This is a genomic window from Micromonospora sp. CMU55-4, from assembly GCF_011602315.1.
In the GTDB taxonomy this organism is placed as follows: Bacteria; Actinomycetota; Actinomycetes; order Mycobacteriales; family Micromonosporaceae; genus Micromonospora; species Micromonospora chalcea.
In genome coordinates this window covers 127264-142702 of sequence record NZ_JAAOLH010000012.1, presented here as the reverse complement: position 1 = coordinate 142702, position 15439 = coordinate 127264, and the positions used below count along the sequence as shown (strand labels likewise).

General features: G+C 73.2%; 15 protein-coding genes. 11 read left to right on the top strand and 4 right to left on the bottom strand.

Annotated elements, in window-relative coordinates; genetic code table 11:
* Nucleotides 1-91: 91 nt before the first annotated feature.
* A complete protein-coding gene (locus HA073_RS21195; RefSeq protein WP_166457125.1) occupies nucleotides 92-775 on the bottom strand; it encodes an ABC transporter ATP-binding protein in 684 nt (227 codons plus the stop codon).
* Entirely contained in the window at nucleotides 772-1863 is a 1092-nt protein-coding gene (locus tag HA073_RS21190; protein ID WP_166457124.1) for an FtsX-like permease family protein, read from the bottom strand. Before HA073_RS21190 ends, HA073_RS21195 begins: the two co-directional genes overlap by 4 nt.
* Before the next feature lie 171 nt (nucleotides 1864-2034).
* Here HA073_RS21190 and HA073_RS21185 point away from each other — a divergent pair, with 171 nt between their 5' ends.
* The 3 genes from HA073_RS21185 (at nucleotide 2035) to HA073_RS21175 (ending at nucleotide 5133) form a co-directional block, all read left to right on the top strand.
* Nucleotides 2035-3255 (top strand): sensor histidine kinase, encoded by a 1221-nt coding sequence (locus HA073_RS21185; RefSeq protein ID WP_166457123.1) that lies wholly within the window; start codon nucleotides 2035-2037, stop codon nucleotides 3253-3255.
* Nucleotides 3252-3890 (top strand): response regulator transcription factor, encoded by a 639-nt coding sequence (locus HA073_RS21180; protein WP_166457122.1) that lies wholly within the window; start codon nucleotides 3252-3254, stop codon nucleotides 3888-3890. The genes HA073_RS21185 and HA073_RS21180 overlap by 4 nt, the downstream gene beginning before the upstream one ends.
* A 139-nt stretch (nucleotides 3891-4029) precedes the next feature.
* Entirely contained in the window at nucleotides 4030-5133 is a 1104-nt protein-coding gene (locus HA073_RS21175; RefSeq protein ID WP_166457121.1) for an FUSC family protein, read from the top strand.
* Between the two features lie 20 nt (nucleotides 5134-5153).
* Here the strand turns inward: HA073_RS21175 and HA073_RS21170 are convergent, their stop codons facing one another.
* Nucleotides 5154-6227 (bottom strand): XdhC family protein, encoded by a 1074-nt coding sequence (locus HA073_RS21170; RefSeq protein ID WP_166457120.1) that lies wholly within the window; start codon nucleotides 6225-6227, stop codon nucleotides 5154-5156.
* Between the two features lie 116 nt (nucleotides 6228-6343).
* Here HA073_RS21170 and HA073_RS21165 point away from each other — a divergent pair, with 116 nt between their 5' ends.
* Genes HA073_RS21165 through HA073_RS21130 form a run of 8 tightly spaced genes read left to right on the top strand, consistent with a single transcriptional unit; the run spans nucleotide 6344 to nucleotide 14505 of the window.
* On the top strand, nucleotides 6344-7216 hold the full coding sequence (locus HA073_RS21165; protein ID WP_064447325.1) for a xanthine dehydrogenase family protein subunit M: 873 nt from the start codon (nucleotides 6344-6346) through the stop codon (nucleotides 7214-7216).
* A gap of 2 nt (nucleotides 7217-7218) precedes the next feature.
* The gene (locus tag HA073_RS21160; protein ID WP_043325358.1) at nucleotides 7219-7767 is read left to right on the top strand and encodes a (2Fe-2S)-binding protein; all 549 of its coding nucleotides are present in this window, start codon (nucleotides 7219-7221) and stop codon (nucleotides 7765-7767) included.
* On the top strand, nucleotides 7764-10154 hold the full coding sequence (locus HA073_RS21155) for an aerobic carbon-monoxide dehydrogenase large subunit (protein WP_113973334.1): 2391 nt from the start codon (nucleotides 7764-7766) through the stop codon (nucleotides 10152-10154). Before HA073_RS21160 ends, HA073_RS21155 begins: the two co-directional genes overlap by 4 nt.
* A gap of 11 nt (nucleotides 10155-10165) precedes the next feature.
* The gene (locus tag HA073_RS21150; protein WP_166457119.1) at nucleotides 10166-11032 is read left to right on the top strand and encodes an XdhC family protein; all 867 of its coding nucleotides are present in this window, start codon (nucleotides 10166-10168) and stop codon (nucleotides 11030-11032) included.
* Nucleotides 11033-11034: 2 nt separating this feature from the next.
* Entirely contained in the window at nucleotides 11035-11613 is a 579-nt protein-coding gene (locus tag HA073_RS21145) for an NTP transferase domain-containing protein (RefSeq protein WP_166457118.1), read from the top strand.
* Nucleotides 11610-12479 (top strand): MoxR family ATPase, encoded by an 870-nt coding sequence (locus tag HA073_RS21140; RefSeq protein ID WP_166457117.1) that lies wholly within the window; start codon nucleotides 11610-11612, stop codon nucleotides 12477-12479. The genes HA073_RS21145 and HA073_RS21140 overlap by 4 nt, the downstream gene beginning before the upstream one ends.
* A complete protein-coding gene (locus HA073_RS21135) occupies nucleotides 12476-13273 on the top strand; it encodes an SRPBCC family protein (RefSeq protein WP_043325368.1) in 798 nt (265 codons plus the stop codon). Before HA073_RS21140 ends, HA073_RS21135 begins: the two co-directional genes overlap by 4 nt.
* On the top strand, nucleotides 13255-14505 hold the full coding sequence (locus HA073_RS21130; protein WP_309228050.1) for a VWA domain-containing protein: 1251 nt from the start codon (nucleotides 13255-13257) through the stop codon (nucleotides 14503-14505). Before HA073_RS21135 ends, HA073_RS21130 begins: the two co-directional genes overlap by 19 nt.
* On the opposite strand, the gene HA073_RS21125 is transcribed toward HA073_RS21130, so the two are convergent.
* Complete coding sequence (locus tag HA073_RS21125; RefSeq protein WP_064447319.1) at nucleotides 14430-15386, bottom strand: LysR family transcriptional regulator; 957 nt, start codon at nucleotides 15384-15386, stop codon at nucleotides 14430-14432. The two genes, HA073_RS21130 and HA073_RS21125, sit on opposite strands and share 76 nt — an antisense overlap.
* Nucleotides 15387-15439: the final 53 nt, after the last annotated feature.

The window sequence follows — 15439 nt, the reverse complement described above, 5'->3', positions numbered from 1 at the left end:
CGCACCAGAAACGCTATTGAGCTGGGGGAACGGCGACCATCCAGCGGGCTGCCCAGTCCGGGTACAGCAGGCACCACCTCCGACCCGTATCTCAGCGGGCCGGCGCCGGAAGGTGGAGGCGGCCGTCGTGGACCTCGGCGATCTGGTCGACGGCGGTGAGGTGCGTGCGGTCGTGGGTGACCAGGACGGTGGCGGTGGTCTGCTGGTGGGTGAGGCGGGTGATCAGGTCGATGACGGCGGCGCCGCGTTCGTGGTCGAGCGCGCTGGTGGGTTCGTCGACGAGCAGGACTGGGGGGTCGTTCATCAGGGCGCGGGCGATGTTGACGCGCTGGCGCTGGCCGCCGGAGAGCTGGTGCGGCCGGCGGTCGGCCTGACCGGCGAGGCCGACCGCGTCGAGGAGTTCCACGGCGCGGGTACGGGCTCCGGCCGGTGGGCGGCCGTCGATCTGGGCCATCACCTGGAGTTGCTCGGCGGCGGTGAGGGAGGGCAGCAGGTTGGGCTGCTGGAAGACGATGCCGATCTTGTGGCGGCGCAGGTCGGCGAGTTCGCCCCGCGTCATTCCGGTGGTGGGGGTGCCGTCGATGGTGACGGTGCCGGAGTCGGGGGTGATGAGGGTCGCGGCGACCGCGAGGAGGCTGGACTTGCCGGAGCCGGAGGGGCCGATCACGGCGGTCAGGCTGCCCTTGGGTACGTCCAGGGTGACGCGGTCGAGGGCGGTCAGGCGGCCCTCGCCGTCGGGGTAGGTGAGGGTGATGTCGGTCAGGTTCAGGCTCATCGGGCGCTCCCCAGGGCGGTCAGCGGGTCGACGGAGGTGATGCGGCGGATGGCCAGAGCGGCGCCGAGGGTGCCGAGGACGACGATCACGGCCGCGGGAAGGAGGACGGTCACCGGGGTGAGGAGGAACGGCACCGTGGACCCGGCGACGAGGGCGCCGAGCGCGGCGGCGATGCCGGTGCCGAGCAGGGTGCCGCCGGTGAGCAGGACGACGGCTTGTCCGAGGGCGTCCTTGAGGAGGTTGGCGGTGGGGGCGCCGAGTGCCTTGAGCACTGCGACGTCGCCGCTGCGCTGGATGGTCCAGACGGTGAAGAAGGCACCGATGACGAGGGCGGAGATGGCGAACAGGAAGCCGCGCATCAGCTGCAGGGAGCCGTTCTCGGAGGTGTAGGAGCCGATCGCGGACAGCGAGTCGGCCACGGAGACCGTCCTGGTGCCCGCCTGCCGGTCGGTGGCTCCCAGGTCGGCGTCCGCGGTGGTGGTGAGGGCGACGACGGTGGCCGTCTGGCTGCCGTCGCCGGTGCCGGTGGGAGGCGCGCTCTTCTGCCACACGTCCAGGCTGATCCACACCACGGGGGTGTGGCTGAAGGAGGCGTCGCCGCGTACGGCCGCCACTGTCAGTTGCTGCCCGGCCAGGGTGACGGAGTCGCCGGCCCGCACACCGAGGTCGTCGGCGGCCTTGGTGGACAGCACCGCCGAGCGGTCGTCGATCCGGCCGCTGTCGGGGGCCAGGCGGGAGCCGGGCCGGACGCCGAAGGCGGAGACCCCGACGCTCCGGTTTCCGGCGGTGGCCCTGGTCGTGGTGATGCCCAGCGGTTCGGCGCCGGTCACGCCGGGGGCCTCGGCCCACTGCTGCCACTGCCGCTCGGTGACAGTGGAGTTGGAGTAGGACACGTCCTGGCCCTCGCCGGGCGCCTGGAAGGCGATCCTGTCGGCGGGCAGGCCGGTGATGGCGGAAATGTTCTGCCGGCCCAGTCCGGCCGTCAGCCCGGACAGCAGCCCGACCAGCAGGGTGATCAGCACGATGACGGTCCCCATCAGGGCGAAGCGCCCCTTGGCGAACTTCAGGTCTCTCCAGGCGACGAACACGGCAGTGGCCTGTCCTTTCGGGCGGTGGAACGGTATGCATCCACGATCGCGGCCGGCGCCGGTGTGCGCGTCTGGCGTGGGACAGCACTTCGCGGGCCGAAAGGCGACGCCCGGGTTCTAACTTTCGATAGAGGCCCCCGGGGCGCCGGCGTCGGTAACGTGGGACGCACTGTGAGCACCGCTGCCCCTGCCCTGACCCCGACCACCCGAGCCCTGGCCTGGTGCCTGCACCTGCTGATCATCGGCCTGCTCGTCCTGGCCGCGGGCCGGGCGGTGGCCGGCGACCGGCCGCACGCCGGATCGATCGTGGCGGTGGCGGTGGCGTGCGGTCTGGCGTACGCCGTCGGGCCGCTCCTCCCCCGCATCCGGCGCTCGCGGCGGGTCGCCGCGTGGTGGCTGGCCGCTGTCGGCGCCGTGTGGCTGGTGTTGCTGGGCCTGTCCCCCGACGCGATCTGGGTGGCGTTCCCGCTGTACTTCCTCCAGCTCCACCTGTTGCCGCGCCGCGCCGGCCTGGCCGCCGTGATCGTCACCGCCGTGGCGGCCGTCGCCGGGTTCGGCGCCCACACCGGCTCCTTCACCCCGGCCACGGTGATCGGTCCCGCGCTCGGCGCCGCCGTCGCCGTCGGGGTGGTGTGGGGATACCAGGCCCTGTACCGGGAGAGCGAACAGCGCCGGCAGCTGATCGAGGAACTCACCGCCACCCGGGCCGACCTGGCCCGGGCCGAGCACACCGCCGGCGTACTCGCCGAGCGCGAGCGTCTGGCCCGCGAGATCCACGACACCCTCGCCCAGGGCCTGTCCAGCATCCAGCTGCTGCTGCGCGCCGCCGAGCGCGCCCTGCCCGGCCGGCCCGACGCCGCCTCCGGTCACGTCGACGCGGCCCGTCAGGTCGCCGTGGACAACCTCGCCGAGGCCCGCCGCTTCGTCGCCGCGCTCACCCCGCCCACCCTGGAAGGCACCACCCTGGCCGGGGCCCTGGAACGCCTGTGCAGCACCACCAGCGCCCGCCACCGCCTCACCGCCCGCTTCCACCTCACCGGCGACCCCGTGTCGCTGCCGACCGCCCACGAGGTGGCGCTCCTGCGTATCGCCCAGTCCACAGTCGCGAACACGGTCCGCCACGCCCGGGCCACGACGGCCGAGGTCACCCTCAGCTATCTCGGCGACCGCATCGCCCTGCACGTCGTCGACGACGGGCGCGGCTTCGACCCGGAACAGCTGCCCGCTCCCGACGTCGACGGCGGCGGCTTCGGCCTGGCGGCCATGCGCGCCCGCATGGCCGCCCTCGGCGGCACCCTGGCCGTCGCGTCCGCGCCCGGCCGGGGCACCGCCCTGACCGCCGAGCTTCCCCTCGCCCCGACCACCAGGACCGAGCCCGAGGGCCGACCGTGACCGACGACGTTCCCATCCGCCTCCTCCTGGCCGACGACCACCCGGTCGTACGGGCCGGACTGCGCGCCGTGCTGGAAACCGAACCCGACCTGGTCGTCGTGGCCGAAGCCGCCACCGCCGAGGAGGCCGTCACCCGCGCCGCCGCGGGCGACATCGACGTCGTGCTGATGGACCTGCAGTTCGGCAAGGGCATGGGCGGCGCCGAGGCGACCGCACGGATCACCGCCGAACCGGAAGCGCCGCGCGTGCTGATCGTCACCACGTACGACTCCGACGCCGACACCCTGCCCGCCATCGAGGCCGGCGCCACCGGCTACCTCCTCAAGGACGCCCCACCCGACGACCTGGCCGCCGCCGTCCGCACCGCCGCCGCCGGACGCACCACGCTGGCACCCACCGTCGCGAACCGGCTGATGAACCGCCTGCGTACGCCGGGCACCGCCCTGACCCGACGCGAGACCGAGGTCCTCGCCCTGGTCGCCGACGGTCTGTCGAACCACAGCATCGGCGCCCGCCTGCACCTGACCGAGGGCACCGTCAAGTCCCACCTGGCCCGCATCTACGCCAAGCTCGGCGTCGAGTCGCGTACCGCCGCCGTCGCCACCGCCACCGAACTCGGCCTCATCCGCCGCTGACCCCGGGCACGTGCGGTAGTCGGCCGCGCCGGCTACCGGCGTCAGCGATTGAGCAGGTCACAGCCGGGGTAGTGGGCCTCCTCGCGGAAGATCAATCGGCGGCCGGGTCCCGGCCTGTCCGGCGAGAGGGGTACGACCGGTGCGGAGCTGGGTACGCGACGCCGTCGCGCGGTTACGCGGCGACGGGATGACAGTGGTCGAGCTGACCGCCGCCGCTGTGGTCGCGTGGATCGTGGCGGCGGTGGTGATCCGTCACCCGGATCCGTTCTTCGCGCCGACCGCCGCGCTCGTCGTGCTCGGCGAGTCCCGCGGGCGACGGCTGCGGCAGACCGTCGAGATCCTGCTCGCCGTGGCAGCCGCCGTGCTCGTCGCCGAGCTGCTGGTGTACGCGCTGGGCCCGGGCACCGAGACGGTCCTGCTGGTGCTGCTGCTGACCACCACGACGCTCGTGGTGATCGGGGCCCGCCGTGCCCTGGTCGTGCAGGCCACCGTCTCGGCGATGTACCTGGTCGTGGTCTCCGCGCCGAACGGGACGCTGATGCCGTTCCGCTTCGTCGACGCGCTCATCGGCGGCGCCGTGGCGCTCGCCGCCAGCCAGCTGATGGCCGCCCGTGACCCGCTGGCACCACTGGTGGCCCAGGCCCGGCGCAGCTACACCGACCTGGCCGACCTGCTCGACCAGGTCAACGCGGCACTGAAGGGCTGCGACGAGGACGCCGCCCGCGCCGCGCTGGACCGGGCGCGGCAGGTGGACGACTGCGTCGCCGAGATGCAGGCCGCCGTGCTCGCCACCGGCGAGACGCTGCGGCTGGGACTGCGCCGGCGGCACCTGGGCAAGCTCGCCGAGGTGGAGGCCACGCTGCGGCAGCTCGACTACGCCGCCCGCAACATCCGGGTGCTGGCCCGGGCCGGCGTGACCCTGACCCGCCGGCACACCGCCACGCCGCCGGAGCTGGCCGCCGCGATCGGCGCGCTGACCTCCGCCGTACGGTCGGCTGGTGAGGCCATGGCCCACGACCTCACCGGCGCCGACGCCGACCGGCACGCGCAGCGGGCCGACGCGGCGGCGCTGGAGGCGGTCCGGATCGCCGCGGGCCTGCTGCGGACCGATCCGCCGCTGCCGGTCACCATGATCGTCGGGCAGATCCGGGCGACCGCCATCGACCTGCTGCGCGGTGTCGGCCACGACGACGTGACGGTGCTGGACCGGGTGGACGAGGCGCTCGGCCTGAGCCGGGGGTGACACGTTCGCCGCTGGTCCGCTCAGTGCTGGTGGATCGGGGTGTCGAGGTCCGTCAGCCGCCGGCCGGACCCTCCGGCGGCCAGGGCGACGAACTCGGCGGCGATCGCCACGGCGGTCTCCTCCGGCGTCCGCGCCCCCAGGTCGAGTCCGATCGGTGAGGAGAGCCGGGCGAGGGCGGCCTCGTCCACGCCCGCCTCGCGCAGGCGGCGCAGCCGGTCGGTATGGGTGCGGCGGCTGCCCATCGCGCCGATGTAGCGGGCCCGGGTGCGCAGGGCGACCTCCAGCAGCGGGACGTCGAACTTCGGGTCGTGGGTGAGGACGCAGAGCACTGTGCGCTCGTCGACGGCCGTCGACTCCAGGTATCTGTGCGGCCACTGCACGACGAGGTCGTCGGCGTCGGGGAAGCGCTTGCGGGTGGCGAACACCGGCCGGGCGTCGCACACCGTGACGTGGTAGCCGAGGAAGCGGCCGATCCGGGCCACCGCGACGGCGAAGTCGATCGCGCCGAACACGATCATCCGTGGTGGCGGCAGGTACGACTGCACGAACACGGACACCTCGTCGTGCCGCTGCTGCCCGCGCGTACCGAGTCGCACGGTTCCGGTGGTGCCGAGGGCCAGCATCCCCTCGGCCTGCTGCGTCACCGCGCGGTCCAGGTCGGCGTCGCCGAGGGTGCCGGCCACCCGGTCGGGCCAGACCACCATCTGGGCCATTCCGGCGGACGCCGTCGCCACCGGCGTACCCGCGCGGATCGCGGCGAGCACCGCGTCGGGCTCGGTCAGCACGACGTCCGGCTGCACCAGGACCTCGATGGTGCCGCCGCAGGTCAGGCCCACCTCGAAGGCGTCGTCGTCGCCGACGCCGTACGTCTCGGTGCGCACCTGGCCGGTGCGTATGGCCTCCCGGCACAGCTCGTACACAGCGCCCTCGACGCACCCTCCGGAGATGCTGCCGACGACCTCACCGTCGGCGCAGACCGCCATGGCCGCGCCCGGCGGTCTGGGCGCCGACTTCCAGGTCCGCACCACCGTCGCGACGGCGAACCGGACGCCGGCGGCACGCCACGCGCTCAACCCGTCGACGATGTCTCGCATTGCCGCACGATCCGTGAGCAGCCGCGGCACCGTCAACGCCGACCTAAGGACTTGCTTAGGTCGGCGTTGACTTCCGCGGGCACCGGCACCACATTGACGACTTCCGGAGGTGCGATATGCAGGTGCCGGCCCCGTTCGAGTACGAACGAGCAACCAGTGTGGACCACGCCATCAGCCTGATGGAACGGCTGGGCAGCACGTCACGGCTGATCGCCGGCGGGCACAGCCTGCTGCCGATGATGAAGCTGCGGCTGGCCAGTTTCGACTATCTCATCGACATCAACGATCTCCATGACGAGCTCGGCTACATCGAGGCGGGCCCGGACGAGCTACGCATCGGTGCGCTGACCCGGCATCGGGAGCTGCTGGAGTCCGCCACCCTGACGGCGGCCTTCCCGATCTTCGCCGACGCCGAACGGGTGATCGCCGATCCGATCGTGCGCAACCGGGGCACACTGGGCGGCTCCCTGTGCCAGGCGGACCCGTCGGAGGACCTGTCCGCGGTCTGCACCGCCCTGGACGCGAGCTGCGTGATCCGCGGGCCCGGCGGCGCCGAACGGGTGGTGTCCATGGAGGAGTTCCACGTCGGGCCGTACGAGACGGCCGTCGGCGACGGGGAGATCCTGGTCGAGGTCCGGCTGCCGGTGCGGCCCGGCTGCGGCAGCGCCTACGAGAAGGTGGAGCGCCGGGCCGGCGACTGGGCGGTGGTCTCGGCCGGCGCCGCGGTCTGGCTCGACGGCGGCGTGATCTCCGACGCGCGGGTCGGGCTGGCCGCCGTAGGCCCGAACACCACAGGTATCCCGGAGATCTCGGCGGCGCTGCGCGGGCAGACACCCAGCGAGAACCTCTTCGCGCAGGCCGGTGCGATCGCCGCGCGCAGCTGCGATCCGGCCACCGATCAGCGGGGCAGCGCGGACTACAAGCGGCACCTGGCCGACGAGCTGACCAGACGGACCCTGCGCCGGGCCGTGGAACGGGCGAGGAGCTGAGCATGCAGGTCACCATGACCGTCAACGACGTCGAGGTCACCCGGGAGATCGAGGGCCGGCTGCTGCTTGTGCACTTCCTGCGCGACGTGCTGGGCCTGACCGGCACGCACTCGGGCTGCGACACCAGCAACTGCGGCACCTGCGTCGTCTGGCTCGACGGCGAACCGGTGAAGTCGTGCACCGTGCTGGCCGCGATGGCCGGCGGCCACCAGGTGCGTACCGTCGAGGGCCTGGCCAAGGGCGCGGAGCTCGACCCGGTCCAGCAGGGCTTCATGCAGTGCCACGGCCTGCAGTGCGGCTTCTGCACGCCCGGCATGATGATGACCGCTCGGGCGCTGCTCAACCGCAACCCGGACCCGACCGAGGCGGAGATCCGCGAAGCGATCTCCGGCCAGATCTGCCGCTGCACCGGCTACGCCACCATCGTGCGCTCGGTGCGCTGGGCCGCCGTGCACGAGGCGAACGCGGCCGCCGCGGTCACCGAGACCACCGAATCACCCGAAGCCGGCGAGATCGACAACGCCGGCCGGCCCGCCGGGAGCGTCGTATGACGACTGTGCACGAGCGCGTGGACACCTTCCACGACAACGACCAGAAGCCGGTGGGCTACGGCCGGATGCTGCGGAAAGAGGATCCGCGCTTCGTGCGCGGCCGGGGCCGGTTCGTCGACGACGTCCGGCTGCCCGGGCTGCTGCACCTGGCCATCCTCCGCTCGCCGGTGGCCCACGCGCGGATCCTGAGCATCGACACGAGCGCCGCCGAGGCATCCCCCGGCGTCAAGGCGGTAGTGACCGGGGCGATGCTGGCCGAGCAGGGTCTGGCCTGGATGCCGACGCTCTCCAACGACGTGCAGGCCGTGCTCGCCACCGACAAGGTGCGCTTCCAGGGCCAGGAGGTGGCGTTCGTCGTCGCCGAGGACCCGTACGCGGCGCGGGACGCGCTGGAGCTGATCGACGTCGAGTACGACGTCCTCGACCCGGTCGTCGACGCCCGCCGCGCGCTGGAGCCGGACGCCCCGGTGATCCGCGACGACCTGGAGGGCAAGACCGACAACCACTGCTTCGACTGGGAGACCGGCGACGAGGCGGCCACCGCGGCGGTGTTCGCCCGGGCGGACGTCGTGGTCACCCAGGACCTGGTCTATCCGCGGGTGCACCCGGCGCCGATGGAGACGTGCGGCGCGGTCGCCGACTTCGACGCCGTCGAGGGCAAGCTGCGTCTCTGGTCCACCACGCAGGCGCCGCACGCGCACCGCACCCTCTACGCCCTGGTGGCGGGCATCCCCGAGCACAAGATCCAGGTGATCTCGCCGGACATCGGCGGTGGCTTCGGCAACAAGGTGCCGATCTATCCGGGGTACGTCTGCGCGATCGTCGCGTCGATCGTCACCGGCAAGCCGGTGAAGTGGATGGAGGACCGCTTCGAGAACCTGATCAGCACCGGCTTCGCCCGCGACTACATCATGCGTGGTGAGATCGCGGCGACCCGTGACGGCCGGATCCTGGCCATCCGCACCAACGTCCTCGCCGACCACGGCGCCTTCAACGGCACCGCCGCGCCGGTGAAGTACCCGGCCGGTTTCTTCGGCGTCTTCACCGGCAGCTACGACATCGAGGCCGCGTACTGCAAGATGACGGCGGTCTTCACCAACAAGGCGCCCGGCGGCGTGGCGTACGCCTGTTCGTTCCGCATCACCGAGGCCGTCTACCTCGTCGAGCGGATCGTCGACTGCCTCGCCGACGAACTGGGCATGGACCCGGCCGAGCTGCGGCTGAAGAACTTCATCCGCCCGGAGCAGTTCCCGTACACCACGAAGACCGGCTGGGTGTACGACTCCGGCGACTACGAGCCGACCATGCGGCTGGCGATGGAGATGGCCGGCTACGCCGACCTGCGGCGCGAGCAGCAGGAGAAGCGGGCCCGGGGCGAGCTGATGGGCATCGGCATCGCGTTCTTCACCGAGGCCGTCGGCGCCGGGCCGCGCAAGAACATGGACATCCTCGGCCTGGGCATGGCCGACGGTTGCGAGTTGCGCGTGCACCCGACCGGCAAGGCGGTGGTGCGGCTCAGCGTGCAGTCCCAGGGTCAGGGGCACGAGACGACGTTTGCGCAGATCGTCGCCGAGGAGATCGGCATTCCGCCGGACGACATCGACGTGCTGCACGGCGACACCGACAACACGCCGTTCGGCCTCGGCACGTACGGCAGCCGGTCCACCCCGGTCTCCGGCGCCGCGGCGGCCCTGGTGGCCCGCAAGGTCCGCGACAAGGCCCGGATCATCGCCTCCGGCATGCTGGAGGTCTCGGTCGCCGACCTGGAGTGGGACAAGGGTTCCTTCCGGGTCAAGGGCGATCCGGGTAAGAGCGTGACGATCCAGGACATCGCGATGCGGGCCCACGGCGCCGGTGACCTGCCCGAGGGCGTCGAGGGCGGGTTGGAGGCGCAGATCTGCTACAACCCGTCGAACCTGACGTATCCGCACGGGGCGTACATCTGCGTGGTGGACATCGACCCCGGCACCGCGCAGGTCAAGGTGCGGCGGTTCATCGCCGTCGACGACTGCGGCACCCGGATCAACCCGATGATCATCGAGGGGCAGGTGCACGGCGGGCTGGCCGACGGGGTCGGCATGGCCCTGATGGAGATGATCGCGTTCGACGAGGACGGCAACTGCCTCGGCGCGTCGCTGATGGACTACCTGCTGCCGACCGCGCTGGAGGTGCCCGACTGGGAGACCGGCTTCACCGTCACCCCGTCCCCGCACCACCCGATCGGCGCGAAGGGTGTGGGCGAGTCCGCCACCGTCGGCTCCCCGCCCGCGATCGTCAACGCGATCGTCGACGCGCTCGAACCCTTCGGCGTACGGCATGCCGACATGCCGTTGACGCCGTCGCGCGTCTGGGACGCGATGCGCGGCAACGCCCGCCCGCCGATCTAGGGGAGGTGGCCATGACGACTATCGCCCGCCGTACGCAGGATCTGACCGTCTCGCGCGCGCCGTTCGTGCACGCCACGGTGGTCCGGGCGCAGGACCCGACGTCGGCCCGGCCCGGCGACGACGCGGTGATCCTGCCCGACGGCACCATCGAGGGTTTCGTCGGCGGGGTGTGCGCCGAGAACTCGGTGCGGGCGGCCGCCCTGGACACCCTCCGCGACGGCAAGGCGCTGCTGCTGCGGGTCCTGCCGGACGGCACGCCCGCCTTTCCCGACACGCCGGGGGCACGGGTCGTGGTCAACCCGTGCCACTCGGGCGGGGCGCTGGAGATCTTCCTGCGCCCGGTGCTACCGGTACCCGTGCTGGGTCTGGTGGGCGACACGCCGATCAGCGCGGCGGTGGCCACCCTGGCGGCCTTCCTCGACTTCGAGGTGGCCACGTCCGGCGACTACGCCGGCGCGACAGCGGTCGTGGTGGCCGGCCTCGGCAAGGGCGAGCAGGACGCCATCCGCGCCGCCCTGGACGCCGGGGTGGGGCACATCGCGCTGGTCGCCAGCCGAAGGCGCGGGGCGGCGGTGCTCGACGAACTGGCGCTGTCCGACGCGGAGCGCGCCCGGGTCCGGACCCCGGCCGGGCTGGAGATCGGGGCGCGCTCACCACAGGAGATCGCACTGTCGATCATGGCCGAGGTGGTACGGGCGCTGCGGGTGGACGGCCTCGCTTCCTCCCCCGCACCACCCGCGGCGCTCCCCCAGCAAGCAGTCGACCCGGTGTGCGGGATGACAGTCCTGGTCGGACCGGACACCCCGCACGTGCGGATCGACGGCACCGACCACTGGTTCTGCTGCCCCGGCTGCCTCGACCGGCACGTGGCGGCGTAGCCGTGTTCGTCACCGGCCTGGTTCTGGCCGCCGGGGCCTCGGTGCGCCTCGGCGAGGCCAAACAGCTGCTGCCGTACCGCGGGCGGACGCTGCTCGACGCCACCCTCGACCTGGCCCGCTCGTGCGCCTTCGACCAGTTGCTGGTGACCCTCGGTGGCGCCGCCGACCTGGTCCGCGAACGGGTGGACCTGACCGGGGTCCGGGTCGTCGAGAACGCCGAGTTCAGCACTGGCTGCGGATCGTCGGTCCGCGCCGCGGCGCAGGCGGTGGACCCGCGCGCCGACGGGCTCGTGCTCCTGCTCGGCGACCAACCAGGCGTAGGGGCCGCCGACGTACGCCGGGTCGTGGCGGCGACCACCCCGCTCGCGGTGTGCCGGTACGCCGACGGTCTGGGGCACCCGTTCTGGTTCGCCCGCGACGTCCTGCCGGAGCTGCGTGTCCTGCACGGGGACAAGGCGGTGTGGAAGCTGCTGCACTCCGGCCGGTACCCGGTCACGGAGATACCTGTGGACGGGCCGGCGCCGATCGACGTGGACACCCGCGCGGACTACCGGCGGCTGCTCTCGGGCGAGGCGCGGTGAAGGACCCCCTGGCCGTTCGGCGCCGGCTCGACGCCGTCGACTACCTGGCCGACGACGGCATGGCGATGGCCGTCTTCCTCGCGCTCAAGCTGGGCAAGCCGCTGCTGCTCGAGGGTGAGCCCGGCGTCGGCAAGACGGCGGCGGCGAAGGCGCTGGCGCGGGCGCTGGACACGACGCTGATCCGGCTGCAGTGCTACGAGGGCCTGACGCCCGGCGAGGCGCTGTACGAATGGAACTACCAGCGGCAGTTGCTCGCCATCCGGCTGGCCGAGGCCCGGCACGCCTCGCTCACCGACGCCGACCTGTTCGCCGCGGAGTTCCTGCAGGAACGGCCGATCCTGCGGGCGGTACGCCACCCGGGGCCGGTCCCGCCGGTGCTGCTGATCGACGAGATCGACCGGGCCGACGACGAGTTCGAGGCGCTGCTGTTCGAGTTCCTCGGCGAGTCCGGGATCACCATCCCCGAGCTGGGCACGTTCACCGCGACCACGCCGCCGATCGTGGTGCTCACCTCCAACCGCAGCCGCGACCTGCACGACGCGCTGCGCCGCCGCTGCCTGTACCACTGGATCGACTTTCCGCAGATGGACCGGGCCACCGAGATCGTCCGGCGGGCCGTGCCGGGCGCCACCGAAGGGCTGATCCGCACGGCGACCGCCTTCGTCGGCGACGTACGTGCCCTCGGCCTGGACAAGGCGCCCGGCATGGCCGAGGCCATCGACTGGGTCGCCGCGCTGTCAGTGCTCGGCGCCGCCGACCTCTCCGCCGCCGACGTCGTCCGGACCATCGGCACCATCGCCAAGACCCCCGACGACCGCGCCGCCGTCGCCGCCGCGCTCGGCGCACACCAGGAGAGGCCGGCATGAAGATCACCAACGAGTTCACCGTCGACATTCCGATCGCGCAGGCGTGGGCGATCCTCACCGACCTGGAGGGCGTCGCGCCGTGCCTGCCGGGCGCCCAGTTGACCGGCGTCGACGGCGACGTCCACCAGGGCACGGTGAAGGTCAAGGTCGGCCCGGTCGTCTCCGAGTTCGCCGGCACCGCACGTTTCGTCGAGAAGGACGAGGAGCGCTACCGGGGGGTGATCGAGGCGAAGGGCCGCGACCGGCGGTCCGCGGCGAACGCGTCCGCCCTGGTCACCGCCGAGCTGCGGCCGGACGGTCAGCGCACAGTCGTCAACGTGGACACCGATCTGAAGATCTCGGGGCGGCTGGCCCAGTTCGGCAGCGGCATGATCAAGGAGGTGTCCGGCAAGCTGCTCGCCCAGTTCGTCGCCAACCTCGAAGCGAGGCTGGCGGCAGAGGAGACCGGCGACCCGCACGCGGCCACCGCGCCTGACGCATCCGAGCCCGCGCCGGCCGTCGCCGCCACGCCCGACCGCGCCACGTCCGCCGCGACCGGGCCCGACGCCTCCACGGCCCTGCCCCGTACCCTCGCGGCCGACGCGGACGCCACCCCGTCCGGGACCACCGTGGCCGGCACCCCCGTGGCCGTCTCGGCGCCCACCGGTCGACCGGATGCCGACGCCGACGCCGAACCGGAGACGCTGGACCTGCTCGACATCGCCGGTGGGGCCGTCGTCAAGCGCCTCGTGCCGGTGCTCGTCGGGATCGTCGTCGTCGGTGGGATGATCGCCTGGTGGGTCGCCCGCCGGTGAGCGGCGGTCTGCTGCGCGGCGTCGACCGCGCGGCGTTCGCGACGGCGTTCGCCGACCGGTTGCGGCGGGCCGGCGTACCCGCCGGGCTCACCGAGGCCGGTGACTTCGTCCGGGCGCTCGGCGTGTGGACGCCCGGTGAGACGACCGCGCTCTACTGGGCCGCCCGGATCAGCTTCGTGCGGCGGCACGCCGACCTCGCCGCCTTCGACCGCGTCTTCGCCGCTGTCTTCGCCGACGCGCCGCCGCTGCCGCTCACCCGGTCCGCGGCCCCGCCGGGGACCCGGGACGACGTGCACCTGCCGGTGCCCGCCGACACCGACGACACCGACGACGGTGGTGGGCTGCCGTGGGCGACGTTGCCGGCGCCCGTCGCCGAGGCGGAGCCCTCCGACGCCGGGGTGCGGCTGCCCGAGCGACGGCCCAGCGCCCTCGCCGGGCTCGCCGACCGGCCGTTCGAGGACCTCGACGCCGCCCAGCTCGCGCTGCTCGGCGACGCCTTGCGCGAGGCCGTCGCCCGCTGGCCGTCCCGGCGCACCAGGCGGCACGCCGTCGGTCCGGCCGGGCGGCGGGTCGCGCTGCGTCCGACTATCGCCCGGGCCCGTCGCACCGCGTGGGAGCCCGTCGAGGTCGTCCGCGAGCGACAGGTACGCCGACCGCGCCGGGTGGTGCTGCTGTGCGACCTCAGCGAGTCGATGCGGGCCCAGGCCCACGCGTACCTGCACCTGCTGCGGGCCTTCGCGGTGACCACCGACGCGGAGGTGTTCGCCTTCGCCACGACGCTCACCCGGCTCACCGTCGCGCTGCGGCACACGTCGGCGTCCGCGGCGATCGCGCACGCCGGCGCCGCCGTGACCGACCGGTTCGGGGGTACGCGCATCGCGACGAACCTGCGGGCACTGCTCGCGTCCCCGCACGGCGACGCGGTTCGCGGGGCGGTGGTGCTGATCGGCTCGGACGGCTGGGACAGCGACCCCTCGGACGAACTCGCCGCCGTGATGGCACGGCTGAGCCGCCGCGCACACCGGATCGTCTGGCTGAACCCACGGGCCGGCGCCCCCGGCTTCGCTCCCCTGGTGGCGGGCATGGCCGCGGCCCTGCCCTACTGTGACCGGCTGCTGCCGGCCGCGACGTTCCGGGACCTGCTGGACGCCGCCGGTCAGCTCCAGAGCGTCACGTGCACCGAGGGCCGGAAGCGGTTCACCGCGACGCCCACGCCGCGCATCATCGCCTGAATCGCCCGGGGCGTCGACGCGAAGCGGCACAGTTCCGCTGCCACGGACGGTGTGCCGGGTGTGACGAGCACCAGCGAGTGCCACACCGCCTCGGCCTTGGCGTGCGGCCCGGACAACGCCACGAGTTGGCCGCTGCGGAGATCCGGCGCGACGGTGAACGACAGCGCGGGCGCGATCCCCCGGCCGCGCTGCGCCTCACCCAGCGCCGCCGCGTGGCTCTGGAAGATCTGCTGCCGCTCCTCGGGTACGCCGAGCCGGCGCAGCATCGCCGGGACAGCGCCCACGGTGTCGGTGGCCGAAGGGCCGAGCAGCCAGGTCTGGTCACGCAGCTGCCCCGGCGAGGCCGGCACACCGGCCAGCGGATGATCCGGGCCGAGGACAGTCACCAGCCGGTAGTTCATCATCGGCCGGCCGGAGATCGCCGGATCAGCCACCGGCGGCAGCGGCCCCATCGCGACGTCCGCGGCCCGGGTCAGCAGCAGCGACTCGAAGGAGCCGGGGTCGCAGACGCTCAGCTCGATGTCGAGGTCGGCGGCGCGTCTGGCGAACAGCTCGATCAGTCTCGGCGCGGCGAACTCGGCGAACTCGCTGGAGGCGGCGACCCGCAGCATCCGGCGGCCGTGTGCCGCCGAACTGACCTCCAGGACCGTACGGTCCTGCAGGCCCAGCATCTCGGCCGCGCGGCTGGCGAGCCGCAGCCCGCCGGGGGTGAAGGCCAGCCCCGCCGCCGTCCGGGTGAACAACTGGTCTCCGAACTCCCGCCGGAGCTGGCCGATGAGCAGCGAGACCGCCGACTCGGAGACCTCCAGTTGCGCGGCGGCCTGCTTGACGGATCCCAGCCGGACGACAGCGACGTAGGCCCGTAGCTGCGTCGGAGTCATCGGCGTCGACCCGCCCTTCTGCTGCGCCGTGGACTGCTGCGGGCAGCCCGCGG

Excerpts from the sequence above, each read along its gene's own strand:
- HA073_RS21150 (WP_166457119.1), top strand. The coding sequence starts at position 10,166 with ATGACGACTATCGCCCGCCGTACGCAGGATCTGACCGTCTCGCGCGCG.
- HA073_RS21160 (WP_043325358.1), top strand. The coding sequence starts at position 7,219 with ATGCAGGTCACCATGACCGTCAACGACGTCGAGGTCACCCGGGAGATC.
- HA073_RS21165 (WP_064447325.1), top strand. The coding sequence starts at position 6,344 with ATGCAGGTGCCGGCCCCGTTCGAGTACGAACGAGCAACCAGTGTGGAC.
- HA073_RS21135 (WP_043325368.1), top strand. The coding sequence starts at position 12,476 with ATGAAGATCACCAACGAGTTCACCGTCGACATTCCGATCGCGCAGGCG.
- HA073_RS21170 (WP_166457120.1), bottom strand. The coding sequence starts at position 6,227 with ATGCGAGACATCGTCGACGGGTTGAGCGCGTGGCGTGCCGCCGGCGTC.
- HA073_RS21155 (WP_113973334.1), top strand. The coding sequence starts at position 7,764 with ATGACGACTGTGCACGAGCGCGTGGACACCTTCCACGACAACGACCAG.
- HA073_RS21125 (WP_064447319.1), bottom strand. The coding sequence starts at position 15,386 with ATGACTCCGACGCAGCTACGGGCCTACGTCGCTGTCGTCCGGCTGGGA.
- HA073_RS21195 (WP_166457125.1), bottom strand. The coding sequence starts at position 775 with ATGAGCCTGAACCTGACCGACATCACCCTCACCTACCCCGACGGCGAG.